24 protein-coding genes, 1 tRNA gene and 1 pseudogene are annotated in these 25,905 nt (G+C 71.3%); 15 read left to right on the forward strand and 11 right to left on the reverse strand.

Features of this window, described 5'->3' with window-relative positions; translation table 11 throughout:
• Window positions 1–124: 124 nt before the first annotated feature.
• Complete coding sequence (locus ACZ6ZT_RS17390; RefSeq protein ID WP_469720022.1) at window positions 125–1,585, reverse strand: potassium/proton antiporter; 1,461 nt, start codon at window positions 1,583–1,585, stop codon at window positions 125–127.
• Window positions 1,586–1,884: 299 nt separating this feature from the next.
• On the opposite strand from ACZ6ZT_RS17390, the gene ACZ6ZT_RS17395 reads away from it, so the two are divergent.
• On the forward strand, window positions 1,885–4,761 hold the full coding sequence (locus ACZ6ZT_RS17395; protein ID WP_469720023.1) for a penicillin acylase family protein: 2,877 nt from the start codon (window positions 1,885–1,887) through the stop codon (window positions 4,759–4,761).
• A 34-nt stretch (window positions 4,762–4,795) separates the two neighbouring features.
• On the opposite strand, the gene ACZ6ZT_RS17400 is transcribed toward ACZ6ZT_RS17395, so the two are convergent.
• Window positions 4,796–5,428, reverse strand: a complete 633-nt coding sequence (locus ACZ6ZT_RS17400; protein WP_469720162.1) for a 5-formyltetrahydrofolate cyclo-ligase — start codon at window positions 5,426–5,428, stop codon at window positions 4,796–4,798.
• Between the two features lie 101 nt (window positions 5,429–5,529).
• On the opposite strand from ACZ6ZT_RS17400, the gene galU reads away from it, so the two are divergent.
• From galU to ACZ6ZT_RS17435, 7 genes are all read left to right on the forward strand, one after another.
• On the forward strand, window positions 5,530–6,432 hold the full coding sequence (gene galU / locus ACZ6ZT_RS17405) for a UTP--glucose-1-phosphate uridylyltransferase GalU (protein WP_469720024.1): 903 nt from the start codon (window positions 5,530–5,532) through the stop codon (window positions 6,430–6,432).
• Between the two features lie 124 nt (window positions 6,433–6,556).
• On the forward strand, window positions 6,557–7,849 hold the full coding sequence (glp, locus tag ACZ6ZT_RS17410; protein ID WP_469720163.1) for a molybdotransferase-like divisome protein Glp: 1,293 nt from the start codon (window positions 6,557–6,559) through the stop codon (window positions 7,847–7,849).
• A gap of 84 nt (window positions 7,850–7,933) precedes the next feature.
• Window positions 7,934–8,413, forward strand: coding sequence for a cyclic pyranopterin monophosphate synthase MoaC (gene moaC / locus ACZ6ZT_RS17415; RefSeq protein WP_469720025.1), 480 nt, complete (start codon window positions 7,934–7,936; stop codon window positions 8,411–8,413).
• Between the two features lie 146 nt (window positions 8,414–8,559).
• The gene (locus tag ACZ6ZT_RS17420; protein ID WP_469720164.1) at window positions 8,560–9,051 is read left to right on the forward strand and encodes a MogA/MoaB family molybdenum cofactor biosynthesis protein; all 492 of its coding nucleotides are present in this window, start codon (window positions 8,560–8,562) and stop codon (window positions 9,049–9,051) included.
• A gap of 17 nt (window positions 9,052–9,068) precedes the next feature.
• Window positions 9,069–9,665, forward strand: coding sequence for a GNAT family N-acetyltransferase (locus ACZ6ZT_RS17425; RefSeq protein WP_469720026.1), 597 nt, complete (start codon window positions 9,069–9,071; stop codon window positions 9,663–9,665).
• A gap of 156 nt (window positions 9,666–9,821) precedes the next feature.
• Window positions 9,822–10,868, forward strand: coding sequence for a divisome protein SepX/GlpR (gene sepX, locus ACZ6ZT_RS17430; RefSeq protein WP_469720027.1), 1,047 nt, complete (start codon window positions 9,822–9,824; stop codon window positions 10,866–10,868).
• A gap of 74 nt (window positions 10,869–10,942) precedes the next feature.
• A tRNA-Ala gene (locus ACZ6ZT_RS17435) sits at window positions 10,943–11,016 on the forward strand.
• A 248-nt stretch (window positions 11,017–11,264) separates the two neighbouring features.
• Here ACZ6ZT_RS17435 and ACZ6ZT_RS17440 read toward each other — a convergent pair.
• On the reverse strand, window positions 11,265–11,549 hold the full coding sequence (locus ACZ6ZT_RS17440; RefSeq protein ID WP_469720028.1) for a hypothetical protein: 285 nt from the start codon (window positions 11,547–11,549) through the stop codon (window positions 11,265–11,267).
• A gap of 326 nt (window positions 11,550–11,875) precedes the next feature.
• Between ACZ6ZT_RS17440 and ACZ6ZT_RS17445 the strand changes: the two genes are divergently transcribed.
• On the forward strand, window positions 11,876–12,757 hold the full coding sequence (locus tag ACZ6ZT_RS17445; protein WP_469720029.1) for a barstar family protein: 882 nt from the start codon (window positions 11,876–11,878) through the stop codon (window positions 12,755–12,757).
• Between the two features lie 104 nt (window positions 12,758–12,861).
• Here the strand turns inward: ACZ6ZT_RS17445 and ACZ6ZT_RS17450 are convergent.
• From ACZ6ZT_RS17450 to ACZ6ZT_RS17470, 5 genes and pseudogenes are all read right to left on the reverse strand, one after another.
• A pseudogene (locus tag ACZ6ZT_RS17450) lies at window positions 12,862–13,053 on the reverse strand (DUF4265 domain-containing protein); the annotation flags it as partial.
• Window positions 13,054–13,183: 130 nt separating this feature from the next.
• The gene (locus ACZ6ZT_RS17455) at window positions 13,184–13,675 is read right to left on the reverse strand and encodes a hypothetical protein (RefSeq protein ID WP_469720030.1); all 492 of its coding nucleotides are present in this window, start codon (window positions 13,673–13,675) and stop codon (window positions 13,184–13,186) included.
• The gene (locus ACZ6ZT_RS17460) at window positions 13,672–14,253 is read right to left on the reverse strand and encodes a hypothetical protein (RefSeq protein WP_469720031.1); all 582 of its coding nucleotides are present in this window, start codon (window positions 14,251–14,253) and stop codon (window positions 13,672–13,674) included. The genes ACZ6ZT_RS17455 and ACZ6ZT_RS17460 overlap by 4 nt, the downstream gene beginning before the upstream one ends.
• Window positions 14,250–14,546 (reverse strand): hypothetical protein, encoded by a 297-nt coding sequence (locus ACZ6ZT_RS17465; RefSeq protein ID WP_469720032.1) that lies wholly within the window; start codon window positions 14,544–14,546, stop codon window positions 14,250–14,252. The genes ACZ6ZT_RS17460 and ACZ6ZT_RS17465 overlap by 4 nt, the downstream gene beginning before the upstream one ends.
• Window positions 14,546–15,085: a WXG100 family type VII secretion target gene (locus tag ACZ6ZT_RS17470; protein ID WP_469720033.1), complete on the reverse strand. Its 540-nt coding sequence runs from the start codon at window positions 15,083–15,085 to the stop codon at window positions 14,546–14,548. Before ACZ6ZT_RS17470 ends, ACZ6ZT_RS17465 begins: the two co-directional genes overlap by 1 nt.
• 423 nt (window positions 15,086–15,508) lie before the next feature.
• On the opposite strand from ACZ6ZT_RS17470, the gene ACZ6ZT_RS17475 reads away from it, so the two are divergent.
• Window positions 15,509–16,417, forward strand: a complete 909-nt coding sequence (locus tag ACZ6ZT_RS17475) for a hypothetical protein (protein ID WP_469720034.1) — start codon at window positions 15,509–15,511, stop codon at window positions 16,415–16,417.
• Window positions 16,418–16,495: 78 nt separating this feature from the next.
• Here the strand turns inward: ACZ6ZT_RS17475 and ACZ6ZT_RS17480 are convergent, their stop codons facing one another.
• Window positions 16,496–16,990 carry a GNAT family N-acetyltransferase gene (locus ACZ6ZT_RS17480; RefSeq protein ID WP_469720035.1) on the reverse strand — a complete coding sequence of 165 codons (495 nt, stop codon included), beginning with the start codon at window positions 16,988–16,990 and terminating at the stop codon, window positions 16,496–16,498.
• A gap of 38 nt (window positions 16,991–17,028) precedes the next feature.
• Here ACZ6ZT_RS17480 and ACZ6ZT_RS17485 point away from each other — a divergent pair, with 38 nt between their 5' ends.
• Window positions 17,029–17,832: an exodeoxyribonuclease III gene (locus tag ACZ6ZT_RS17485; protein ID WP_469720036.1), complete on the forward strand. Its 804-nt coding sequence runs from the start codon at window positions 17,029–17,031 to the stop codon at window positions 17,830–17,832.
• Here the strand turns inward: ACZ6ZT_RS17485 and ACZ6ZT_RS17490 are convergent.
• Window positions 17,814–18,551: a MerR family transcriptional regulator gene (locus tag ACZ6ZT_RS17490; protein ID WP_469720037.1), complete on the reverse strand. Its 738-nt coding sequence runs from the start codon at window positions 18,549–18,551 to the stop codon at window positions 17,814–17,816. The genes ACZ6ZT_RS17485 and ACZ6ZT_RS17490 overlap by 19 nt on opposite strands.
• Window positions 18,552–18,713: 162 nt before the next feature.
• Here ACZ6ZT_RS17490 and ACZ6ZT_RS17495 point away from each other — a divergent pair, with 162 nt between their 5' ends.
• The 4 genes from ACZ6ZT_RS17495 (at window position 18,714) to ACZ6ZT_RS17510 (ending at window position 22,471) form a co-directional block, all read left to right on the forward strand.
• The gene (locus ACZ6ZT_RS17495; protein ID WP_469720165.1) at window positions 18,714–20,276 is read left to right on the forward strand and encodes a flavin-containing monooxygenase; all 1,563 of its coding nucleotides are present in this window, start codon (window positions 18,714–18,716) and stop codon (window positions 20,274–20,276) included.
• Window positions 20,273–21,274, forward strand: a complete 1,002-nt coding sequence (locus ACZ6ZT_RS17500; RefSeq protein WP_469720038.1) for an alpha/beta fold hydrolase — start codon at window positions 20,273–20,275, stop codon at window positions 21,272–21,274. Before ACZ6ZT_RS17495 ends, ACZ6ZT_RS17500 begins: the two co-directional genes overlap by 4 nt.
• Window positions 21,271–22,155: an SDR family oxidoreductase gene (locus ACZ6ZT_RS17505; protein WP_469720039.1), complete on the forward strand. Its 885-nt coding sequence runs from the start codon at window positions 21,271–21,273 to the stop codon at window positions 22,153–22,155. Before ACZ6ZT_RS17500 ends, ACZ6ZT_RS17505 begins: the two co-directional genes overlap by 4 nt.
• A gap of 142 nt (window positions 22,156–22,297) precedes the next feature.
• Complete coding sequence (locus ACZ6ZT_RS17510) at window positions 22,298–22,471, forward strand: hypothetical protein (protein WP_469720040.1); 174 nt, start codon at window positions 22,298–22,300, stop codon at window positions 22,469–22,471.
• 131 nt (window positions 22,472–22,602) lie between these two features.
• Here ACZ6ZT_RS17510 and ACZ6ZT_RS17515 read toward each other — a convergent pair whose 3' ends face one another.
• The gene (locus tag ACZ6ZT_RS17515; RefSeq protein ID WP_469720041.1) at window positions 22,603–25,887 is read right to left on the reverse strand and encodes a S41 family peptidase; all 3,285 of its coding nucleotides are present in this window, start codon (window positions 25,885–25,887) and stop codon (window positions 22,603–22,605) included.
• Window positions 25,888–25,905 lie beyond the last annotated feature (18 nt).

Genomic DNA, 25,905 nt, shown 5'->3' on the forward strand with positions numbered 1-25,905 from the left:
CCGCAGAAAAGGGCGTAAAGAAGGTCAGACGCCACCGAAATTGGCCGAATTAGAACGTCACTCAAACGCGCGGGCGTCGCCGAAATGCGCAATTCCGTCACGCTCGGCGACGGACGGAGCCGCGTCACAGTGACGCTCCGCCACCCGTCCCCAGCCAGCCGGCCAGCTTGCCGCCCTGCGCCACCGCCCGCAGCCGGGCCTCCGCCGCGTCGCGTACCGGATCGGTGGCCACCACCAGCAGCTCGTCTCCGCGCCGCAGCACCGTGGACGGCGCCGGTACGAAGCTCTTCGCGTCCCGGACCACCAGGGTCACCGACGCCCCGGCCGGCAGCCGCAGCTCGCTCACCTCCACGCCGTGCATGCGCGAGGCGGGGGGTATCGCGAAGGACAGCAGGTGGCCGCGGAGCTTCTCCAGCGGCGCCGACTCGATCCCGAGGTCGGCCGCGCCCTCGTCCGTATCGCCCAGTTCCAGCTTGCGCGCCAGCCACGGCAGGGTCGGGCCCTGCACCAGCGTGTAGACGACGACCAGCACGAAGACGATGTTGAAGACCCGGTCGCTGCCCTCGATCCCGGTCACCATCGGAATGGTCGCCAGGATGATGGGGACGGCGCCGCGCAGGCCCGCCCAGGACATCAGGGCCTGTTCCTGCCACGGGATCCGGAAGGGCAGGAGGCTGACGAACACCTCCAGGGGCCGCGCCACCATCGTGAGCACCAGTCCGATGATCACCGCGGGCCAGAAGTCGTTCACCAGTTCATGCGGGGTGACGAGCAGCCCCAGCAGCACGAACATGCCGATCTGCGCGATCCAGCCGAGCCCGTCCGCGAACCCGCGGGTGGCCGGCCAGTGCGGCAGCTTCGCGTTGCCCAGGACCATCGCCGCCAGGTACACGGCGAGGAAGCCGGAGCCGTGCGCCAACGCGCCGGCCGCGTACGCCGCCACGGCTATCGCCATCACCGCGATCGGGTACAGACCCGAGGCGGGCAGAGCCACGTGACGCAGCCCGTACGCCCCCACGAATCCCATCGTCAGGCCGATCACGACGCCGATGGCCAGTTCGAGCGCGATCTTGCCGAGCAGTACGTACCAGTCGTCGATCGGCCCGACCGTCGCGAAGGCCACCACCAGGATGACGACGGGGGCGTCGTTGAAGCCGGACTCCGCCTCCAGCACGCCCGTCACGCGGGCGGGGAGCGGGACCTTGCGCAGGACCGAGAAGACGGCCGCCGCGTCGGTCGAGGAGACGACCGCGCCGATCAGCAGGGCCTGGCGCCATTCCAGTCCGACCAGGTAGTGCGCGCCCGCCGCAGTGACGCCCACGCTGACCGCCACGCCGACCAGCGACAGCACGGTCGCCGCCGGCAGGGCCGGTTTGATCTCTTTCCACTTGGTGCCCAGACCGCCCTCGGCGAGGATGACGACGAGCGCGGCGTAGCCGATGACCTGGGTCAGCTCGGCATTGTCGAATACGACGTTGCCGATGCCGTCCTGGCCTATCGCTACGCCTATGCCGAGGTAGATGAGCAGGCTGGGGAGTCCGCTGCGTGAGGAGACGCGCACCGCGGCGACCGCGACGAGCAGCACGAGCGAACAGACCAGCAGAAGCTCATTGAGCGTGTGGACAGTCAGCGGGCGGCCCTTTCCTCAGCGCGCCTGACGGATCTGCGGATCGCGGCGGATCGTTCCTTCCGGAGGCGCGTCCGGCAAGTTACTTCGTTACCTTACCTAATCTTTGACGATTCCTTGACGCGATAGTCACATTGTGAAACGCCTGTTCGGCCCTGTCCTCACGACCTCGACCCCTGGCGGATCAACGCACACGGTCCTGCGCCTATGGTTGCTCCCAGCACTCCCAGGACCACCCTGCCCCTCTAAGGACAGCGATGCCCGCCAATGAATCCGGACCTTCCGTCAAGAAGAAGGGACGACGCGCACGCGCACGCCTGCTCGTGCTCGTGATGGTCCTGGCGCTCTTGGCGGTCATCGGCTACGGCGCGTACTGGAGCGTGGACACCGTGCGCGCCTCCTTCCCGCAGACCACCGGCTCCCTCAAGGTCCCCGGCCTGACGGGGACCGTCGACGTCAAGCGCGACGAGCACGGGATCCCCCAGCTCTACGCCGACAACGACGAGGACCTCTTCCGCGCGCAGGGCTTCGTGCACGCGCAGGACCGGTTCTGGGAGATGGACGTACGCCGTCACATGACCTCCGGCCGGCTTTCCGAGATGTTCGGTTCCGGCCAGGTGGAGACCGACGCCTTCCTGCGCACGCTGGGCTGGCGTCAGGTCGCCCAGGCCGAGTACGACACCAAACTCTCACCGGAGACGAAGAAGTACCTCCAGGCCTACGCCGACGGGGTCAACGCGTACCTGAAGGGAAAGTCCGGCAAGGACCTCTCCCTCGAACACGCGGCGCTCAACCTCACCGGCGACTACACGCCGGAGAAGTGGACGCCGGTGGACTCGGTGGCCTGGCTCAAGGCCATGGCCTGGGACCTGCGCGGCAACATGCAGGACGAGATCGACCGCTCGCTGATGGCGAACGCGCTCTCGCCGGCCCAGATCGACGAGCTGTACCCGCCGTACCCCTTCGACCGGAACAAGCCGATCGTCGAGGGCGGCACGGTCGCGGGCGGCAAGTTCGTCCCGCCTGGCACCTCGGGCACCTCGGGCAGCGGCACGGGTTCGAGTACGGGCACGGGTACCGGCACCGGTACGGGTTCCAGCGCGGGCACCGGTACGGGTACGGGCACCGGTACCGGCTCGCAGACCACCCCCAACGGCGGCCGTAGTGGACTTGTCGACAATGTCTCCGCCCAGGGCGCGACGGTCGGTCTGCGCACGCAGCTCACCTCCCTGGCCAAGACCCTGGACGAGATCCCGGCCATCCTCGGCCCCAACGGCAGCGGCATCGGCTCGAACTCCTGGGTCATCGGCGGCAAGTACACGACCACCGGCAAGCCGCTCCTCGCGAACGACCCGCACCTCTCCCCGCAGCTGCCCTCGGTCTGGTACCAGATGGGCCTGCACTGCCGCGCCGTCTCTCCCCAGTGCCAGTACGACGTGGCCGGCTTCACCTTCTCCGGCATGCCCGGCGTGGTCATCGGCCACAACGCCGACATCGCCTGGGGCATGACCAACCTCGGCGCCGACGTGACCGACCTCTACCTGGAGCAGGTCAAGCCCGAGGGCTACGTCTACGACAACAAGGTGCTCCCCTTCACCACCCGTGAAGAGGTCATCAAGGTCGCCGGCGGCAAGAGCAAGAAGATCACCGTCCGCACCACCAACAACGGACCCCTGATCTCCGACCGCAACGACGAGCTGCAGAGCGTCGGCGTCCGCGCCCCCGTCCCCAGCTCCGCCCCCGACCGCGGCGACGGTTACGCCGTCGCCCTGCGCTGGACCGCCCTGGACCCCGGCAAGTCGATGGACGCGGTCTTCAGGCTCGACCGCGCCAAGGACTTCACGAGCTTCCGGGCCGCCGCGGCCGACTTCGAGGTCCCGTCGCAGAACCTGATCTACGCCGACAACAAGGGCGCCAACGGCAACATCGGCTACCAGGCCCCCGGCCGCATCCCGATCCGTACGCAGGGCGACGGCCGCATGCCGGCGCCCGGCTGGGACCCCAAGTACGCCTGGAAGGGCGGCAAGGACGGCAACGCGGGTTACATCCCGCAGAACGAGATGCCCTGGGAGCTCAACCCGGCCCGCGGCTACGTCGTCACCGCCAACCAGGCGGTCACCGAGAGCGGCGCCGGCAAGTACCCGTACGTGCTGACGACCGACTGGGGCTACGGCGCCCGCAGCCAGCGGATCAACGACCTCATCGAGGCGAAGACCAAGGACAACGGCAAGATCTCGACCGACGACATGCGCTCCATGCAGATGGACAACAGCAGCGAGATCGCCGCGCTGCTGACTCCGATGCTGGCCAAGATCCAGGTCACGGACCCGGACGTGCGCTCGGCGCAGAAGTTGCTGGAGGGCTGGAACTACACGCAGGAGAACGACTCGGCGGCCGCCGCGTACTTCAACGCGGTCTGGCGCAACATCCTCAAGCTGGCCTTCGGCGACAAGATGCCCAAGGAACTGCGCATCGAGGGCAGCTGCTTCAACGTCCAGGAGAGCGACGGCCCGGACGACGACCTCGCCAAGACGGTCCGCGAGTGCGGCACCCGCGGTCCCGACTCGGCGCAGCCGGACGGCGGCGACCGCTGGTTCGAGGTGGTCCGCCGCCTGGTCAAGGACGAGAAGTCGGCCTGGTGGTCCTCGCCGAAGACGCTCACCAAGCCGGCGACGGCCACCCGCGACCAGCTCTTCGCCCGCGCCATGAACGACGCCCGCTGGGAGCTGACGGCCAAGCTCGGCAAGGACCAGTCGACCTGGAGCTGGGGCCGGCTGCACCAGCTGAACCTGAAGAACCAGACGATCGGCACCGAGGGCCCCGGCATCATGCGGTGGGTCCTCAACCGCGGCCCGTGGAACCTGGGCGGCGGCGAGGCCACCGTCAACGCGACCGGCTGGAACGCCGCCAGCGGGTACGGGGTCACCTGGGTGCCGTCGATGCGGATGGTCGTCAACCTCAACGACATGGACAAGTCCCGCTGGATCAACCTGACAGGCGCCTCGGGTCACGCGGACGACTCCACGTACACGGACCAGACGACGATGTGGGCCAAGGGTGAGCTGCTGGACTGGCCGTTCGCAAAGGACGCTGTCGACAAGTCGACGGTGGACACCCTGACGCTGAAGCCGTAGTCGCGGCCGCGGCCATCGCCTTGGCCGCGCGGCTTCAGAAGCGCACCACCCCCGACGGGGTGGCGACCGCCTGGACGGGGTGGTCGTGCGGTTCCTCCGGGACCCGCGCGACCACCTCTTCGTCGTAGAGGAGCACCACCAGCGCGGGATGCGCCCCCGCACGTTCCAGCCGGGCCAGGACCCGGTCGTACGAGCCCCCGCCGCGGCCGAGCCGCATCCCGCGCCGGTCCACCGCCAGCCCGGGCAACAGCACGGCGTCGGCGCCGGTGACCGCGTCGGGGCCGAGGGGCGGGCCGGCGGGCTCCAGCAGCCGCATCTTGCCGGGGTGCGCCGTCTCGGCGAGGCTGCCGGGGCCCTCGTAGGCCGCCCAGTCGAGGTCGTTGTCGGGGAGCAGCAGGGGCAGCAGCACCCGTTTGCCGGCCGCCCGCAGCGCGTCGAGCAGCTCGCGGGTGCCGGGTTCCGCGCCGACGGAGACGTACGCGGCCACCGTGCGCGCGCCGACCAGCTCGGGCAGGGCGAGCGCGGAGCGGGCGAGCGCGCGGGCGGCGGCGGCGCGCGCCGGCGGGGTCAGGGCGCGCCGGGCGGCGAGGAGTCGCCGGCGCAGCGTGGCCTTCTCGGGCGGGGGGAGGGGCGATCCCCCGGAATCCCCGTGTTTCCCGGACGGAATGTCCGTCACAGTCGACTCACATACCTTTCTATAGGTGCATAGCGGGACATAATTACCGGAATCTGGCTGAGCGTTTGGCATGACCCACTATCGTTCTGCCCATGACTCAGTCGCACCCCGTGATCAAGAAGGCCGTCATTCCGGCCGCGGGCCTCGGCACTCGGTTCCTCCCGGCGACCAAGGCGACCCCCAAGGAAATGCTTCCGGTCGTGGACAAACCGGCCATCCAGTACGTGGTCGAGGAAGCCGTCTCGGCCGGCCTGGACGACGTCCTCATGATCACGGGACGTAACAAGCGACCCCTCGAAGACCACTTCGACCGCAACTACGAGCTGGAATCGGCCCTGATCGCCAAGGGCGACGACGACCGGCTGAAGAAGGTCCAGGAGTCCAGCGACCTGGCCACCATGCACTACGTCCGCCAGGGCGACCCGCGCGGCCTCGGCCACGCCGTGCTCTGCGCCGAGCCGCACGTCGGCAGCGAGCCCTTCGCGGTCCTGCTCGGTGACGACCTCATCGACCCGCGCGACCCGCTGCTGCGCCAGATGGTCGACGTCCACGCCCGCACCGGCGGCACCGTCGTCGCGCTGATGGAGGTCGACCCGGCCAGCGTGCACCTCTACGGCTGCGCCGCCGTCGAGCCGACCGGCGAGGACGGCATCGTCCGCGTCACCGGACTCGTGGAGAAGCCGGACGCCTCCGAGGCCCCCAGCAACTACGCCGTCATCGGACGCTATGTCCTCAACCCCGCGATCTTCGGCATACTGCGGGAGACCGAGCCGGGCCGCGGCGGGGAGATCCAGCTCACCGACGCCCTGCAGAAGCTGGCCGCCGACGAGAGCGTGGGCGGCCCGGTGCACGGCGTGGTCTTCCGCGGCCGCCGCTACGACACCGGGGACCGCGGGGACTACCTGCGGGCCATCGTCCGACTCGCGTGTGAACGTGAGGACCTGGGCCCGGAGTTCCGCACCTGGCTTCACCATTACGTCACGGAGGAGATGTAGGGCCTTGAGCAGTTCCGCGCCGCAGGACACCCCGCCGCAGGACGCCCCGCACCAGGACACCCGGCCCCGGCACACCGGACCGCAGGACACCCCGCGGGAGGCCGGACCGCACCGCCTGTGGTCGGTGGACGAGCACCTCGCGGACATCCTCGGTGCCGTCCGGCCGCTGGAACCCCTCGAACTCCAGCTGCTCGACGCGCAGGGCTGCGTCCTGGTCGAGGACGTCACCGTGCCCGTCGCCCTCCCCCCCTTCGACAACAGCTCGATGGACGGTTACGCCGTCCGGGTGGCCGACGTCCAGGGCGCGAGCGGGGAGTTCCCGGCGGTGCTCGCCGTCATCGGCGACGTCGCGGCCGGCAGCGGCGAACTGCCGACCGTCGGCCCCGGTCAGGCCGCCCGCATCATGACCGGGGCCCCGCTGCCGCCCGGCGCCGAGGCCGTCGTACCGGTCGAGTGGACCGACGGCGGTACGGGCGGCGGCGCCGCCTCCGGGATGACCCCGGCCAGCGCGGCGCCCGAGGGCGCGGGCGGCGAGGTGCGGGTCCACCGTCCCGCCGAGGCCCGGGCGCACGTGCGCGCGCGTGGCAGTGACGTACAGGCCGGTGACCTGGCCCTGGCCGCCGGCACCGTCCTCGGCCCGCCGCAGATCGCCCTGCTGGCCGCCATCGGCCGTGGCACGGTCCGGGTCCGGCCCCGCCCCCGGGTCGTCGTCCTCTCCACCGGCAGCGAACTGGTCCAGCCGGGTGAGGCGCTGACCGCCGGCGCGATCTACGACTCCAACAGCTTCGCGCTGGCCGCCGCCGCGCGGGACGCCGGAGCCATCGCCTACCGCGTCGGCGCGGTCGCCGACGACGCCGAGACGCTGCGCGGCGTCATCGAGGACCAGCTGATCCGGGCCGACCTGATCGTCACCACGGGCGGGGTCAGCGTCGGCGCGTACGACGTGGTCAAGGAGGCGCTGACCTCCGTCTCGGCCGGCGACGAGGCCGTCGAGGCGGGAAATGTCGACTTCCGCAAGCTCGCCATGCAGCCGGGCAAGCCGCAGGGCTTCGGCACGGTCGGCCCCGACCACACCCCGCTGCTGGCCCTGCCCGGCAACCCGGTGTCCTCCTACGTCTCCTTCGAGCTGTTCGTGCGTCCCGCGATCCGGGCGCTGATGGGCCTGCCGGAGTCCGAGGTCAGCCGGCCGAGCGTGCGCGCCGTGCTCGCCTCGGACCGGCCGATCGGCTCGCCGGCCGGCCGCCGCCAGTTCCTGCGCGGTGCGTACGACGCGCAGAGCGGGACGGTCGGCCCGGTCGGCGGATCGGGCTCGCACCTGATCGCCGCGCTGGCGCACGCCGACTCGCTGATGGTCGTACCGGAGGACGTCACTTCGGTGGAGCCCGGGAGCGAGCTGGAAGTGATCCTGCTCGGCTGAGTACCGGCCGGTGCGGGTAGCGTGTTGCACCACACAGGCCCCATGCCAGGCTCCAGGGGCCCGGAGCGGGAGCGGCGCGGAGATATGAGTACGCAGAGCAGGCTGACGCACATCGACGAGGCCGGCGCGGCCCGGATGGTCGACGTCTCGGAGAAGGACGTGACCAGCCGTACGGCGCGGGCCAGCGGACGCGTCCTGGTGTCGGCCCGGGTGATCGAGCTGCTGCGCGGCGAGGGCGTGCCCAAGGGTGACGCCCTCGCCACCGCGCGGATCGCCGGGATCATGGGGGCCAAGCGGACCCCGGACCTGATCCCGCTGTGTCATCCGCTGGCCGTGTCCGGCGTGAAAGTCGACTTGTCGGTAACAGACGATGCCGTGGAGATCCTCGCCACCGTCAAGACCACCGACCGTACGGGCGTCGAGATGGAGGCGCTGACCGCGGTCGCGGTCGCCGGGCTCACCGTGATCGACATGGTGAAGGCCGTCGACAAGGCCGCGGTCATCACCGATGTCCGGGTGGAGGAGAAGACCGGCGGCAAGTCCGGCGACTGGACCCGCGCGTGAACCCCCCGCGCGGCGGCGAGGTCCACAGCCACAGCCACGGTCACGGTCACGGTCAAAGCCACGGCGAGGAGGCGGCCGGCGCGGCCCCGCAGTCGGCCGGTTCCGCCGCCGCTCCGGCGCACGCGCCGGCGTACGCCGCGCGCGCCCTGGTGGTCACCGCCTCGAACCGCGCCTCGCAGGGCGTGTACGCGGACCGGGGCGGCCCGCTGCTGGCGGAGGGCCTGGAGCGGCTCGGCTTCACCGTGGACGGCCCGCGCGTCGTCGCGGACGGCGACCCCGTGGAGCGGGCCCTGCGCGAGGGCGTGGCCGCCGGGTACGACGTCATCCTGACCACCGGTGGCACCGGCATCTCCCCGACCGACCGGACCCCGGACGCCACCGCCCGCGTACTGGACTACGAGGTTCCAGGCATCCCGCAGGCCATCCGCGCAGAGGCCCTGGACAAGGTGCCGACCGCCGCCCTCTCGCGCGGACTGGCGGGCGTCGCCGGCCGCACCCTGATCGTCAACCTGCCCGGCTCCACGGGCGGGGTCCGCGACGGCCTCGCCGTCCTGGCCCGGATCCTGCCGCACGCCGTCGACCAGCTGCGCGGCGGCGACCACCCCAGACCCGCGCCCGCCCCCGGGAGCCCGAGCTGAACGGCCCCTCCTGGCCGGTGGCGCTCACGGACGGCGGCGTCACCCTGCGGCCGATAAAGCTGCGCGACCAGAAGGCCTGGCGCGAGGTGAACCGGCGCAACCGCGACTGGCTGCGCCCCTGGGAGGCCACGATCCCGCCGCCCGCGCCGTGGGGGCCGGTCGTCCACCGTCCGACGTACCGGCAGATGGTCCGCCATCTGCGGGCGGAGGCGAACGCGGGCCGGATGCTGCCGTTCGTCATCGAGTACGAGGGCCGGCTGGTCGGTCAGCTGACGGTCGCCGGGATCACCTGGGGCTCGATGTGCGCCGCCCATGTGGGCTACTGGGTGGACCGGGACGTGGCCGGCCGCGGAGTCATGCCCACGGCGGTCGCGCTGGCTGTGGACCACTGCTTCGGGAGGGTCGGCCTGCACCGCATCGAGGTGTGCATCCGCCCGGAGAACGTACCGAGCCGGCGGGTCGTGGAGAAGCTCGGCTTCCGCGAGGAGGGGCTGCGTCCGCGCTACCTGCACATCGACGGCGCGTGGCGGGACCACCTGGTTTTCGCGCTCACGGCGGAAGAGGTGCCGGAGGGGCTGCTGCGCCGCTGGCAGCGGACCCGGAAACCCGCCTGAAAAACAGGCGATCGCAAAAGCGTTCGAATTTCTGGCCGATTCGCCCATAATCTGATCCGAAGAATCACAAAAAAAGTCAGTGATATCAGCCGGATCGTGCGACACACCGGCTCAATTGGCTGATCCCCCCGGGCGCGCCCCTCTACGGTGTGGGGTGTGAGCAGCAGCGGCCTCATCTACGCAGTCATTGTCGGGGCCTGGGCCGCCTACCTGGTGCCCATGTGGCTCCGGAGGCAGGACGAGCTGAACGAGGCCCGTCCGACGGAACGCTTCTCCACCGCCATCCGGCTGCTTTCCGGCCGGGCGGGAATGGAGCGCCGTTACGCCAAGGGGCTCCGTGAGCGCGGTGCAGAACAGGCGGACCCCCAGCCCCACGCGGACCCGGAAGCGGCGACGGAAACGGTGAATTCCGTGGACGCCGACGCCCGGGCCTTCGGCGTGCCCCCGACCAGGGCCGAACCGCGGGCGAGCGAGGCCGAGCGGGCCCGCCGCCAGCAGCGCCTCCAGGTCCTCGCGCGCCGCCGCCGCACCACCGCGCTGCTCTTCCTCGCGTTCAGCGGCGGGGCGATCGTCGCCGCCGTCGGCGGGCTCCAGTACCTGTGGGCGCCCGCCGTGCCGGCCCTGCTGCTGAGTACGTACATCGTCCACCTGCGGGTCCAGGAACGGCGGCGCTACGAGTTCACGATGGACCGGCGCCGCGCCGAGGCGGCCGCCCGCCAACTCCGCGAGAACCGCCCGCGCCGCCGCGAACCGGCCCCCGACCACACGGACGCCGGCGCCGGTGGCGCCGAACCGGACCCCGCGCCGCCGGTCTCCCCGCAGGAGGCCGGCCGTCGCGCGCTCGTCGAGCAGACCGACCACGCCGAGTGGGTGGACCAGCAGCGGGAGCGGGAGCGTGGGCCGGCGCGCGGCGACAGCTGGGAGCCCGTACCGGTCCCGCTGCCGACGTACGTGACGGCGCCGGTCGCTCCGCGCGCCACCGGCCCGGCGGCCCCGGACGGCTGGAGCGCGACCCGCTCCAGCACCGCCGAGCCGACCGACCCGCGCCTGCGCGCCCAGCCGTCCCTCCCGAAGCCGGCCCCGGGCCCCGACGACGCGAAGCCCGCCGCCGCCACACCCCGCCCCCGGGGCCAGGGCCGGGGCCGCACCCCGCTCTTCGACCAGTACGAGGGCGAGGACCGCCCGCGCGCCGCGAACGAGTGAGGGGCGAGCGGTGACCTGCACGGAACGCGTTTTGGAGCACCCGCGCCGGGATGCTAATGTTTCACACGTCGCAAGGGCCTGTGGCGCAGTCTGGTAGCGCACCTCGTTCGCATCGAGGGGGTCTGGGGTTCAAATCCCCACAGGTCCACAAACGACAGTTCGCGGGTAGCTCCCGAGAACGTCATGAGATCCCGTTCCGCCGATAGGCGGGGCGGGATTTCGGCGTTGCGGGGTACGTACGCGGTGGTGTCCGAACTCGGGCGGGGCCTCGGGCGCACGTTCCGTAAAGGCTCGCCCTGGGTTTCGGGGTGGTTCGGGTGCGTGAGGGTTTGGCTGCTGCTGGACGTGCGTGAGCCCGGTGTGTGGTGCTGGGGTGTCAGGTGCTTGTGCCGGCCGTTACTGGTGGCTGGGGCGGCGGCAGCCCGTTCGCGGTGATGGAGGCCGGATCGGCCCCCTTGAGTTCCGTGATCGCGCGACGCGGCCGTGGGCGAGCCGCTTGCTCGGGTCGGCGATGTTGACGCCGTGGCTCTTGAGCCTCCCGTTCACGCCTTCGATGGTCGCCCGCTCGGGCCGGTAGGCGTCCTGCCACGACGGGTGAAGGTAGTGCTGGTCCTGGCGGAACTTGTCGAGCTTGCCGAGGTCACCGGGACGGGCGGTGATGGTGGGCTTCGGCTTCGTCATCAAGGCCGAGGGCGGCCTGGACCAGGGCGGTGGGCATGGCAGGGCATGCGAGGGATCCACCGACGAGCAGGGGCGGTGACGTGCAGCGGCCGTTCCACGTCGTAGGCACGGCAGTCACGGCGACGGCGACCACAGACCGCACCAGCGGCGCGCGTCCACCCAGAGCACCTGGACCTCACGGCACTGGAAGCCCCAGCCAAACCAGAGCGAGCCGCAACAAGATCGCAGAGAGCGACCGCAGGTGCTCCAAACGGCCAAGCCCACCCGCCTCGCGTAGGCACTCCTCCGCTGAAAGACCACTCCTGCCCGCCCCGTAGGCTCACCTCATGCCGATCGAGGACAGCCCGCAGAACACCGTCAAACATTGGCAGGACTGCGCGGACGTGTACGACTTCCTGGACCAGATCCGGCTGAGGCCTGGCATGTGGTTGCCAGGAGGCTCACTCCATCATCTGGAGGCGGTCCTCACCGGCTACCGCGTCGCGCTCGGCGTGCACGCGATCGACGAACCCTTCGACTTCTGGCCCGAAGAGCAATTCACGCAATGGCTTCACGAGCGTCGCGGGACACACAGCTCTCTCGGCTGGGCTGCCGAGATCGAACGCAGTACGCCCCCGGAATCCACCCCGGTCGCCGAGTTCTTTCAGCTGCTGGACGACTTCCGGCGCGAAACCGCCACGCCGGCAGCACCGGCTGTCCGAACAACCAGGCCTCCCGGCATCGAATTCATGGTGAACACCTTCGTCACCCTCTTCTGGCGTCGGCGGCTCCTCTCGGAAGCCGTCCTGCGGCTGGAAGACCAAGGCTTCCATGTCATTCGCCTCGCCGCGGGCGAGTGGGCCTCCGAGCAGGACATGCACCGGGATGTCGCCGCCGCGCTGCAGTTCCCCGACTACTACGGCCACAACCTCGACGCGCTCAACGACTGTCTCCGCGACGTGGCCTGCTACGGCCCGTACGACGACTCACCAGAAGGCACCGGGGTCGTCCTGTCCATCACCGACTACGACCGCTTCGTCGCCGCTTGCCCACGAGCGGCCCAGGTCGTTCTGGACATCGTCGCCGACCAGGGCCGGCGCGCGGCGGTGCTCCAACGCCGCTTCTTCTGCCTGATCCACAGCAGCGACCCCGACATCCGGTTCGAACCAGTCGGCGCCATGCCCGTCATGTGGAACAGCGACGAATGGCTCGACGCCGAACGCCGGTGAGAACGCGACACCACCTCAGGGGCACGAGTAACCGCCCCCTCATCCCAGTGCCACCATCCCTCGGCTTCACCGTGTTCCAAAAGCTTGCGGATCTTCGGCAAGTCGGCCGCCGACGGGACATCCAGAGCCACCATCCGGTACCGCTCGATGCCCTCACCGGTCGTACCGAGGCTGTGGAAGATCTCCAGAACACTCTGCCAGACCGCGGCTGAACCGCCGTCCTTCAGCACGATCAGCCGGACCGTGCAGTTCTCCGAAGCGCTCGCAGGCGGCCAGCCGTCCTCATCCACGTCCATCCGGAAGTGGACCTTCAATGGTCGGTACTGATGCTCGTCACCGCACCGTCATCCACACCACCTCCGATCGAACGCCAGACGCCGGCCGACTCGACGCCGGTGGATGAGTTCTTCCGATCCTTTCGAGGCGTCAGCTCGTCTTGGTGAGGTCCAGGCGGAAGTTCGGGCACGTGTCCGGATCGGAGTTCTCGTAGAGGACCGTTCTGGTGGAGTCCATGGCGACGGACAGGCGGTCGACCGTGTCACCCGACATCCAGTCGTGCGGCTGGGTGAAGTAGAGGTGGACCAGGGGATGGTCCTTGGGGTTCGAGGGGGTGTCGATCTCCCAGGTGCCCGAGCCCTTGAAGGTGGCGCCCAGCTCCGCGCGGTAGTAGTCGCCGGTGGGCCAGTTCTCCGCTGTGAGGGTGCCGCCGTTGTGGCCGGGGGTGAGCGAGAGCGTGAGGCTGACACCTTCCGCGTCGCGTTTGCCCCGGTAGGTGCCGGTGAGTTCGCTGCCGCCCGCGGCTGGGGCCTCGGGCGGTACGCAGCGTTCGAACGCGCTGGAGGCGCCGCACCCGGTGAGGTGGAGCGTCAGCACGGAGAGGGCTGCGGCCATCGTGAGCGCGCGCAGGGGGCGGATCATGGGGTTACTTCCCTCCGGCCGGGATGCGTTCGGTCCAGGTGATCTCCTGGCGGACGGGAAAGGACGCCCTCGTCCCGGTTCGTGCTCTTGAGCCAGTCGTAGTAGCCGATGAAGTGCAGGAACGATTCATTGCTGGTGGCGTTCTTCAACTTGTACTGCACGACCAGGGAGCCGTCGGGGTCCTGCCCCCGCACGTCGTAGTCGAGGGAGTAGGAGCCGGTGAAGGCTTCGCCGAGGTGCTTCGGGTCCCCGGTGACGATGGCGGGGATGTCCGTCGTGATCAGCTTCTTGAGCGCGCCGATCTTGCCGCCGTCGGAGATCGAGTAGTGGACCGTGCCCGATGCGTTGCCCTCCTTGTGCCACTCGTCGAGGGTGTCCGCCCGGAGCTTCTTCATGCTCTCGCTCTCGCGGATGAGCTCGGTCATCTCGTCCCCGGCCTCGTAGTGCCGGTCGCGCGGCCCCTCGCCGAGGAGCCATCCGAAGCCCAGGTCGTACGGGTCGTCGCTGTCGGGCAGCTGGTACGGGGACTTGCCCTGGATGGCGCGGTTGAGCGCGTTGTACTCCTCGTAGCCGATCATGTGGGTGGAGTCGATGTGCTGGTGCTGGGGCTTGGCGTTGAACCAACACCGATCACACCCGCCGCGACCTTGGTGGCGTCGTCGAGCTGGCGCTCGATGTCGTCGATCATCCGCCAGGCGTACGGGGCCGCCGCACCCTCCCAGTAGCCCTTGTCCCGCAGCGGCTGGAGCATCTCGTCGTGGACCCGCTTGCCGAGCTTGCCTATCGCCTCGTGCGAGGTGCGCCACCGGTCCGCGAGGTTCTGCAGTGGCCCGAGGTCGGTGTCCAGGACCTCCTGGTAGAACGAGGCCATCAGAGGCCCTCCAGCAGCGACTTGCGGGGCTTGATCCCCCGGAACGCCTCTTCGATCTCGTGGTCCGTCTTCGTGTAGTCCCGTGCCCCGGTCCGGAGGCTCTCCGCGATCTGAGCGAGCCAGCCCGCCACCGTGCCGGCCTGGGTCTCCCACTGCTTGTGGGCGGCCCGCAGGGCGAAGGCCGTCTCCCAGCCGCCCATGGCCGACGCCGCCGCCTGCGCGGGTCCTTGGAGTGCGGCGGCGGGCTTGGTGAAGGCGGTGTGGATCTCGTCCGCGCTGCCGGCGGCCTTGGTGAGGATGGACGGCTCGATCCTCAGGACCTCGCCGTCCTGGTGCGGCCCGGCCTTGGGGGCCGGCTTGAGGAACGGGTATGGCTCCTGGAGCGGGGTCTGCTGAAGGGGGGCAGGGACGAGCGGGTCGTGGTAGCTGCCCGCGGGCGGGGCCTTGGTCAGGCCGCCGGCCCAGAGGGAGTTGTGTTTCTTCAGCTCGTCTGGGGTCAGCGGTAGCTGGGACGGTTCGGGCAGTTTGTCGTCGCTCATGTGGAATCCCCCGTGGTGACGCGCGTTCGCTCAGCACCCTAACCGGGGGTACCGGGCCAGTGAGGACGGCCCCGTGCGTGACATGGGACGGCGCAGGCGTCTTCCCCGTTCTGGTGGGACTGACCCCGGTCCAGCCGGGAAACGATCACCCTGGAGCTGGGGAGCGATCTTCGAGAGGCTGCATCGGCTCAGGTCGGCGGTACTCGTGAACGGCCCACAAACGACAGTTCGCGAGTAGCTTCCGAAAACGACATGAGATCCTGTTCCGCCGAAAGGCGGGGCGGGATTTCGGCGTTTGCGGGGTGCGTACGGGGTGGTGTCCGAACTCGGGCGGGCTGCGGGCGGCGTAACCGGAAACCCGCGCTTCACCAACAAGCCGGGCATCGCCGAGAAGGCTCTGGCCATCTGCAACGGGGTGTATCCGTGACGTACAACATCCTTACCGTCGGCGTCGTCAGCCCTCAGGCGATGGGTGTCGCGCTTGCTGCGAGCATTGGCGTCGCCGTCGGTGAGGTGGACGTTGCCGACGCTGACGGCGACCCCGATCTCCGGAACTGGGATGCGCCCGTTTCGTGTGAACACCGGGCAGTCCGCGGTGATATCGCCTGGTCGTTGGACATCTACGTGCAGGGCGAGGTGGCTGATCAGCCGGCTGAGTCCGAGGTCGCCGCGAGGTTCGCGGAGGCGGCCGCTACGACAGTCCTGTTCCCCGCTGCCGAAGTACTTCCGAGTGCCTATTGGGCAGTGACGCCGGAGGGCCTTCTCACGCGCGTCCGGCTTGAGCTCTCCGACGACGAGCCTCCGCTGTACGAGGTCACCGCCGCCGAGGCGCCGGTGCCGCAGCTGCCCCGGGCGGTCGTGACGAGGTTTGCCGACATCGTGCGGGAACAGAAGCCGGACACCCCCGTGGCCGAAGCCTTCGCGGCGTCGGTGGAGCGGGTGCGCGCATCGGCCTCGGAGCTGGCACGGCTTTCCCTCGACGGCGGCACGGGCAGTCCGATGTGGTGCGTGAAGGGCAACCTGGTCGTGTGGGAGCGGCTCATCCGGCAGATGGAATCCGGGTGGGCGCCCTCGGGGTGGTATCCGGCCGGCCTCTATCGGGAACGGCTGGAAGCTCGCGACAGGCTCGTCGGCATCGCTGCCCGGCTGCCTCGGGAGGTCACCGAGCTGCTCGACAAGGCCTTGGCGGAAGTGGACAGCCGGTTCGTCGCCGCAACAGAGGAAGACCCGTCGGGAAGCCTTCGCAGGGAGTTGACGGGCGTGTCCGAACAGGCCTCGGTCGGCTGGTGGTGGCGTCGGCGCCCCGTTCCCACGCCCTGGGAAGAGGTCTGACTTTCCGCGAACGTGTCGCCGGAAAGCCGGCGGCCCCGCAGAGGCCCCGTCCGGCCTTGCGGCCGGCCGGGGTCGGGGTCAGGGGTGGAGGGGTTTGGCCATGCAGCGGCTGGAGGGGTAGTCGCGGTAGTAGCCGAACTTGGGGGACGGGGTGTAGCCCGAGGAGAGGTAGAGGGCGATCGCCTCGGGTTGCTGGTCGCCCGTCTCCAGGACCATGCGGGTGCGGCCCGCCGCGCGGGCGTCGGCTTCGAGGTCCGCCAGGATGCGGCGGGCCAGGCCGAGGCCCCGGGCGTGGGGGACCACGTACATGCGCTTGATCTCGGCGTCGCCGTCCGCGTAGCCCTCCTCGTTGTGGTCCTGGCGGCGCCAGCCGCCGCTGCCCACGGCGGAGTCGGCGGTGTCGTAGGCGAGGAGGTAGAGGCCGTTCGGCGGGACGAACATCGCCGGGTCGAGGAAGGTCGCGTCGCCCTCGCCGTCGTAGCGGGTCCGGTATTCGACCTGGACCTGGGCGTCGAGCGTGGTCGCGTCCGGGTGGTCGTACGGTACGGGGCGGAGGTTTATACCGTGAGACATTCGAATATCGTACGGAAGCCTCCCGCTAGGGTGCAGGGATGCTCACTGTGACCTCCGTGAATGTGAATGGGATCCGCGCCGCCGCCAAGAAGGGGTTCGTGGAGTGGCTCGCCGGATCCGACGCCGACGTCGTCTGCCTGCAAGAGGTGCGGGCGGAGGAGGGGCAGATTCCGGTGGAGGCGCGGGAGCCGGAGGGCTGGCACACCGTGTTCGCGCCGGCCGCCGCCAAGGGGCGGGCCGGGGTCGCGCTGTACACGCGGCGGGAGCCGGAGCGGGTGCAGGTCGGCTTCGGGAGTGACGAGTTCGACGCGAGCGGGCGGTACGTCGAGGCCGACCTGCCCGGGGTGACCGTCGCGAGCCTCTACCTGCCGTCCGGGGAGGCCGGGACCGAGAAGCAGGACGAGAAGTACCGGTTCATGGCGGAGTTCTCCCTCTATCTGGGGGAGCTGAAGGCGCGGGCCGCCGCCGACGGGCGCGAGGTCGTGGTGTGCGGCGACTGGAACATCTGCCACCGGGAAGCCGACCTCAAGAACTGGAAGACCAACCGCAAGAACGCCGGCTTCCTGCCCGAGGAGCGGGAGTGGCTCGGTGCGGTGTACGAGGAGGGCGGTTACGTGGACGTGGTGCGGGCGCTGCACCCGGACGCCGAGGGTCCGTACTCCTGGTGGTCCTACCGCGGGCGGGCCTTCGACAACGACGCCGGCTGGCGCATCGACCTCCAGGTGGCGACCCCGGGGCTGGCCGGCCGGGCCGTGAAGGCCTTCGTCGAGCGCGCCGAGACGCACCCGGAGCGCTGGTCCGACCACGCGCCCGTGACCGTCGTCTACGAGCTCGGGGTCTGAGGCGGGGAACCCGGCCTCTGGGGTTCCGGGGTGGCGGGCCCGTTCTGGTGCAGGCGGTCCATCGCCATGGTGAGTTCCGCCTCGACCACGCTCTTGGCGAGCGGGCGCAGGCGGGTGACGGCGTCCTCGTCGCCGCTCAGGTGGGTGGCGAGCAGCTCGGTGAACAGGGCCGCCAGGGCGTCGGCGTGCGCGCGGACCCGGCGGCCCGTCTCCAGGACCGCCGCGAGCGGCACGCCCTCGCGGACCAGGGCGGAGGAGACGTCCAGCAGCCGGCGGCTGACGTGCACGATCTCCTCGCCGTCGGTGGCGAGGTAGCCGAGGTCCAGGGAGGCGGCCAGGTTCTCCGGGGTGACCTCGCCCTCGAAGTAGTCGGCCAGGGCCTCGGGGGTGAGCCGGACGGGGGTCTCCTCGGACCAGCCGATGCCGAGCAGGCGTCCGAGCTGGCCGACGTCGCGGCCCTGTTCGAAGGCGGCGGTCAGTTCGGCGATGCCGCCGAGGGTGTGGCCGCGTTCCAGGAGGGCGGCGATGGTGCGCAGGCGGGCCAGGTGCTGGTCGTCGTACCAGGCGATGCGGCCCTCGCGGCGCGGGGGCGGCAGGAGTCTGCGCTCGCGGTAGAAGCGCAGGGTGCGGACGGGTATACCGGCGGCTTCGGCCAGTTCCTCCGTCCGGTACTCGCGCACTGTGCTTCCGGCCTCCGTCGTCGGTGATTTTTCCGCCACACCCGCAGCCTAGGGCGTACCGGCGGTAACTTTCCGGGCGCGACCCCTACCCATGGGTACGGGGCTGCTCTACTCTCCCGATTGTGCCAGTGATTGCTGGCAGGGTTGGTGTGGTGCGCGGTGTGGTGGCTGGACTGGCTGGCGGAAGCGGAGGCGGCGGGTATGGGCGGCGGCAACGGCAAGGGCGCGGGCGGGCGTGAACACGTACGGGTGGCGGTGATCGGGTCCGGGTTCGGTGGGCTCGGGGCGGCCGTACGGCTGCGGCGCGAGGGGATCACGGACTTCGTGGTCCTGGAACGGGCCGACTCGGTCGGCGGCACCTGGCGGGACAACAGTTATCCGGGATGCGCCTGCGACGTGCCGTCCCACCTCTACTCCTTCTCCTTCGCGCCCAACCCCGACTGGCCGCGCACCTTCTCCGGGCAGCCGGCCATCCGGGAGTACCTGGAGCACGTCGCCGACACCTTCGGGCTGCGCCGGCACATCCGCCTCGGTCACGAGGTCGAGCTGATGCGCTGGGACGCGGACGAGCTGCGCTGGGAGATCGAGACCTCCGCCGGGGACCTCACCGCCGACGTCGTCGTCTCCGCGACCGGGCCGCTGTCCGACCCGAAGATGCCGGAGATCCCGGGGCTCGCGGAGTTCCCCGGCAAGGTCTTCCACTCGGCGCGCTGGGACCACGACTACGACCTGCGCGGCAAGCGCGTCGCCATGATCGGGACGGGCGCCTCGGCCATCCAGATCGTGCCGGCCATCGCGCCCGAGGTGGAGCGGCTCACGCTGTTCCAGCGCACCCCGCCGTGGGTCATGCCGCGCACCGACCGGGCCATCAGCGCTGTCGAGCGCTGGCTGCACCGCCAGCTGCCCTTCACCCGGGCGGCGCGGCGCGGGCTGCTGTGGGGGATCCGCGAGCTCCAGGTCAGCGCCTTCACCAAGCGCCCCCAGCAGCTCGGGCTCGTCGAGTCGCTCGCCAAGGCCAACATGGCGCGTTCGATCAAGGACCCGGCGCTGCGGGCCAAGCTGACGCCCTCGTACCGGATCGGCTGCAAGCGGATCCTGCTCTCCAGCGAGTACTATCCGGCGCTCGCCCGGCCCGACGTGGACCTGGTCGCCTCCGGGCTGAAGGAGATCTGGGGGTCGATGCTCGTCGCCGCCGACGGGACGCAGACGGAGGTGGACGCCATCATCTTCGGCACCGGCTTCCACGTCACGGACATGCCGATCGCCGACCGGGTCGTGGGCGCGGACGGCCGGACCCTGGCCGACACCTGGAAGGACGGGATGCAGTCGCTGCGCGGGGCGACGGCCGCCGGCTTCCCCAACTGGATGACGATCATCGGCCCGAACACCGGCCTCGGGAACAGTTCGATGATCCTGATGATCGAGTCGCAGCTGAACTACATGGCCGACTACATGCGCCAGCTCGGCGTCCTGGGCGGGCGCGCCGCGCTCGCGGCCCGGCCCTCCGCCGTCAACCAGTGGAACCGGCGCGTCCAGGCCCGGATGGAGCGGACCGTGTGGAACACCGGCGGTTGCACGAGCTGGTACCTGGACGCCCAGGGCCGCAACACCACCGTCTGGCCGGGCACGACGGGCGAGTTCCGCAAGGAGACGCGGACCGTCGACCTGTCCGAGTACGAGGTCGTACGCGTACGGGAGAAGGAGCGCGACCGGGTACCCGCGGCGGCCGAGGCGGACCGGGGCGCCGGGCGGGGGGCCGCGTGAGCCGGCCGGCGCACGTCACGAGCGGGCGGTACGCGCCGCCCGCCCCCGCCCGCACGCTGCACGCGGTCTCCGCCGACGGGGCGCGGCTGCACGTGGAGGTGCACGGCGAGGAGGGGGCCCCGGCGGTGGTGCTCTCCCACGGCTGGACCTGTTCCACCGCCTTCTGGGCGGCCCAGATACGCGAACTGGCCCGGGACCACCGGGTCGTCGCCTACGACCAGCGCGGCCACGGCCGCAGCCCGGCCGGCGGTCCCGCCTACAGCACCGGCGTGCTCGCGGACGACCTCGTCGCCGTGCTCGGGGCCACGCTCGCCCCCGGGGAGCGGGCCGTCGTCGCCGGGCACTCCATGGGAGGGATGACGGTCATGGCCGCCGCCGGGCGGCCCGAGTTCACCGAGCACGTCGCGGCCGCCCTGCTGTGCAGCACCGGCAGCTCCGGGCTGGTCGAGCGGTCGACCGTACTGCCGCTGCGCGCCGGGCGCGTGCGGACCCGTATGACCGGCGCGGTCCTCGCGGCACGCGCCCCCCTCGGGCCGGTCACGCCCGCGGCGCGCGCCGTGCTCCGGTACGCGACCATGGCGCCCGGTTCGGCGCCCGAGCGGGTCGAGGCCTGCGCACGGATCGTCCACGGCTGCCCGGCGCCGGTCCGCCGCGCCTGGTCGCGGGTGCTGGCCGGGCTGGACCTGGACGTCGAGGTCGGCCGGCTGGCCGTGCCGACCGCCGTGCTCGCCGGCCGGGACGACCGGCTCACGCCCCTGGCGCACGCCCGGGGGCTGGCGACCGCGCTGCCGCACTGCGTCGGCCTCACCGAACTCACCGGTGTCGGCCACATGACCCCGGTGGAGGCGCCCGAGGCGGTCACCGGGGCCGTCCGCGAACTGACGTCCCGGCACCTGCGGCACCCAGAAGATCGACAAGTCGACAAGACCGTGCCGTCGCAGCAGACCGGGCAGGCCGGGCAGGCGGCGGACGAGACCGAGAAGGAGAACGTCGCGTGAGCGCTCAGAGGAGTCTGGAAGGCCAGGTCGCCGTCGTCACCGGCGCCGCCCGCGGGGTCGGCGAGCTGCTCGCCCGCAAGCTGTCCGCGCGGGGCGCGAAGGTAGCGCTGGTCGGGCTGGAGCCCGAGGCCCTCAAGGAGGTCTCGGAGCGGCTGCACACCGACAGCGCCCACTGGTACGCCGACGTCACCGACCACGAGGCGATGGCCCGGGTCGCGGGGGAGGTCAAGGAGCGGTTCGGGAAGGTCGACGTCGTCGTCGCCAACGCGGGCGTCGCCGCCGGCGGGCCCTTCGCCGACTCCGACCCCGAGGCCTGGCGCCGGGTGATCGAGGTCAACCTGATCGGCGGGGCGGTCACCGCTCGCGCCTTCCTGCCCGTCCTCACCGAGAGCCGCGGCTACTTCCTCCAGATCGCCTCGCTCGCCGCGATCACCCCCGCGCCGATGATGACGGCGTACTGCGCCTCCAAGTCGGGGGTCGAGGCGTTCGCGCACTGCCTGCGCGCCGAGGTCGGGTACAAGGGCGTCAAGGTGGGCGTCGGTTACCTGTCCTGGACCGACACCGACATGGTGCGCGGCGCCGACGAGAACGAGGTGATGCGGGAACTGCGGCAGCGGCTGCCGTGGCCCTCGAACCGGACGTATCCGCTCGGGCCGGCCGTCGACCGCATCGTGGCCGGCATCGAGCGCCGCTCGCCGCACGTGTACGCGCAGTGGTGGCTGCGCGGTATGCAGGGGATGCGGGGTTACCTGCCGGGGATCATCGCAACCGTCGGGCAGCGGGAGATGAGGCGCTTCGAGCCGCGGCTGGCGAGCGTCTCGAAGGGGCTCGTGGGAGCGGGCGGGGCGGCGGACGAGGAGGAGCGGGCCCGGCACGTCTAGCCGGCCCGTCGAGTCGACTCGTCCGGCCGGGACTCCCGTCGAAGTTTCGGTCGGAATGCGAGGAATGTCGGGCCGTGCCAGGCTGATCGGGCCGAGCACGGCCGGGCCGGTCCGGGCCGGGCATCCCTTTCAGGAGGACAGCATGGGTCTGAAGGATCAGTTCCACGCGAAGGCGAAGCAGCTGGCGGAGCGGGCCGAGACCACGGCGCATGCCGCCCGGGACGAGGCGTCCGAGCGCTCCGCGCCGACCGAGCCGGCCGCGCGCCCGCAGGCGCGGAAGGCCCGTGAGGAATTCGACGACAGTTTCGACCGGTAGAGCCGGTAGACCGATAGACCGGTAGACCGATAGGCCGGTAAGTCGTCACGCCTGACGCGCGGTACGAGCGGTACGAGCGAGGGGCCCGGTCCACCGACCGGGCCCCTTCCGCGCGCCCCCTGCTGCCTCGCCTACCGCGGTGGCAGCTTCGGCCGGCGCCGGTCCGGTACGTCGGTGTAGCCGGGCGGTACGGCGGCGGGGTCCTGTTCCAGCAGCTCCAGCGCCAGGTGTACGGCGTCGTCCAGCTGGGCGTGGCGGCCCTCCGCCCAGTCGAGCGGTGTGCGCAGGATCGCCAGGTCGGGCTCCACGCCGTGGTTCTCCACCGACCAGCCGTACTCCGGGAACCAGGCGGCGTTCATCGGCACCGTGATGACGGTGCCGTCGCCCAGGGTGTGCCGGCCGGTCATCCCGACCACACCGCCCCAGGTCCGCTGGCCCACCACCGGGCCGAGACCCAGCAGTTTGAACGCGGCGGTGATCATGTCCCCGTCGGAGGAGGTCGCCTCGTCGGCCAGGGCGACGATCGGGCCGCGGGGCGCGTTGGAGGCGTACGAGACCGGCTGCGCGCCCCGGGTCAGGTCCCAGCCGAGGATCGAGCGGGTGAGCTTCTCGATGACGAGTTCGCTGATGTGCCCGCCGGCGTTGCCGCGTACGTCGACGATCAGCGCGGGCCGGGAGACCTCCAGGCGCAGGTCGCGGTTGAACTGGGCCCAGCCGGAGCCGCCCATGTCGGGGATGTGCAGGTAGCCGCAGCGGCCGCCGCTGAGCTCGCGGACGACCGCGCGGCGCTTGGAGACCCAGTCCTGGTAGCGCAGGGGCCGTTCGTCGACGAGGGGGACGATGGCGACGCGGCGGGCCCGGCCCTCCCCTTCGGCCGGCCGGAAGGTGAGTTCGACGGTGGTGCCGCCGGCCGCCGCGAGCAGCGGGTAGGGGCCGGTCACCGGGTCGACGGGCCGGCCGTCGACGTGGGTGAGGACGGCGCCGTCGCGGATGCCCGTACCGGCGAGCGGGGAGCGGGCCTTGGAGTCGGAGGACTCGCCGGGCAGGATCCGGGAGACCGCCCAGGCCCCGTCGCGGTGTACGAGGTTGGCGCCGAGCAGGCCGATGGCGCGCTGGTAGTGGGGCGGGCCCTCGTTGCGGCGGGCGGGGGAGACGTAGGCGTGGGAGGTGCCGAGTTCGCCGAGGACCTCGCGCAGCAGGTCGGCGAACTCGTCGGGGGAGGCGACGCGTTCGACGAGGGGGCGGTACTGGCGCAGTACCGCGTCCCAGTCGATGCCGCACATGCCCGGTTCCCAGAAGTAGGCGCGGATGAGGCGTCCGGCCTCCTCGTAGGCCTGGCGCCATTCGGCGGCCGGGTCGACCTCGTGCAGGATGCGCCGCAGGTCGAGGTAGACGGTGGAGTCGCTGTCGCCGGATTCGGTGGCGGGGACCGCGCGCAGGTCGCCGTCGTCGTTGAGGACGAGGCGGGTGCCGTCGCCGCTGGCCGCGAACCAGTCGAGGCCGGAGGCCAGTTCGCTCTTGCGGGCCTTGGTGATGTCGAAGTGTTCGAGCGTCGGCTTTCCGCTGGTGTCGGCGGGGTTGGCGAAGGTCTCGCCGAGGGCGCCGGAGATGGGCCAGCGCAGCCAGACGAGGCCGCCGCCGTGTACGGGGTGCAGGGCGGAGTACTTGGAGGCGGCGACGGGGAAGGGGGTGACCCGGCTCTCCAGGCCCTCCACCTCGACGGTGACCGAGCCGTCGCCGTCTCCGGGTTCCCCCTCGACGGGGTCGAGTCCGCCCGCCGCCGGCCGGCCGTCGGGCAGGAGCGCGAAGGGGGAGGGGGTGGCCGAGGAGAGCGGGACGAGGTAGGGGCGGCAGCCGAGCGGGAAGGAGAGGTCGCCGGTGTGGACGTCGTAGACCGGGTCGAATCCGCGCCAGGACAGGAAGGCGAGGTAGCGGCCGTCGCGGGTGAAGACGGGGTTCTCGTCCTCGAAGCGGCCGTTGGTGACGTCGACGACGGTGCGGGCGCCGGGTCCGGAGATGCGGGCCATCCGGATCTGTCGCAGGGAGCGGCCGATGCCGGGGTGCGACCAGGTGAGCCAGCAGCCGTCGGGGGAGAAGGCGAGGTCGGTGACGGGCCCGTTCTCGGACCGGGCCAGCTCGGTGACCTCCCCGTCGGCCTCCTGCGACGCGTCGAGCAGGAGCAGCCGCCCGTCGTTGGAGGTGATGGCGAGGCGCTCCCCCTCGGGGTCGGACAGCAGTTCCAGTACGCGGCCCAGCTCGCCGGAGGCCAGCCGGCGCGGGGCGCGCTCGCCGGAGGCACGGGGCAGGGAGGCGATCTCGATCGCGTCCTCGCCCTCGGCGTCGGTGACGTAGGCGACCTGTCCGCTGCTGCCGAGCATCTCGGGCAGCCGCACCCGCACGCCGGGGGTGTCGGCGATGGTGCGGGCGGGGCCGTCGCGGTGGGTGAGCCAGTACAGGCTGCCGCGTACGACGACGGCGCTGGCCCGGCCGGTGGAGTCGACGGAGAGGGAGTCGACGTTGCTGGCGGCCGGCACCTGGTACGTACGCCGTCCCGCGCGCGGGCCGCCGAGGCGGACCTCCAGCTTGCGGGGGGTGGCGTCCGCGTCGAGGGAGTCCACCAGCCAGAGGTCGCCCGCGCACTGGTAGACGACGCGGGCGCCGTCGCTGGAGGCGTGCCGGGCGTAGAACTCGTCGTGGTCGGTGTGGCGGCGCAGGTCGGTGCCGTCGGGGAGGCAGGAGTAGAGGTTGCCGATGCCCTCGTGGTCGGAGAGGAAGGCGATGCGGCCGTCGACGAACATGGGCGAGTCGAGGTGGCCCTCGATGTCCTCCAGCAGCCGCTGCCCGTGCAGCCAGAGCCGGCCGGTGGCGCCGCCCCGGTAGCGCTTCCAGGCGGCGGGCTCGTGCGGGGGCTTGCCGGTGAGCAGCAGGCTGCGGCGTTCGCCGGCGGGGCCGTCGGGGGCGTGGACGGCGATGTCGGAGACCGGGCCCCAGGGCAGCCGGCCGCCGGGGCTGCCGTCGGTGGGCAGGCAGTAGGCCCAGGCGAAGTAGGAGAAGGGCTGGCCGTGCGAGGAGACGGCGAGGATGTCGCTGCGGCCCTCCTCGTCGGGCGGGCTCCAGCCGCAGACGCGCGTGTCGGTGGCGCCCCAGTACGTGAGCCGGCGGGCGGGGCCGCCGTCTACGGGGGCGAGGTGGATCTCGGGGTCGAGGCTGCGCCAGGTCGTGAAGGCGATGTGCGTCCCGTCGGGGGAGAAGCGGGGGTGTCCGACTCTGGTCCGGTCGACGGTGATCCGCCAGGCGCGGCCGGGGCTCTGGCCCGCGGGGACCAGGGGGGCGACCCACAGGTCGTCCTCGGTGGCGAAGCACAGCAGGTCGTCGTGCAGGTGCGGGAAGCGGAGGTACGCGACGTCGTGACTCACCCCCCAATGCTTTCCGGG

The sequence above is a fragment of the Streptomyces sp. NPDC102258 genome (assembly GCF_055584685.1).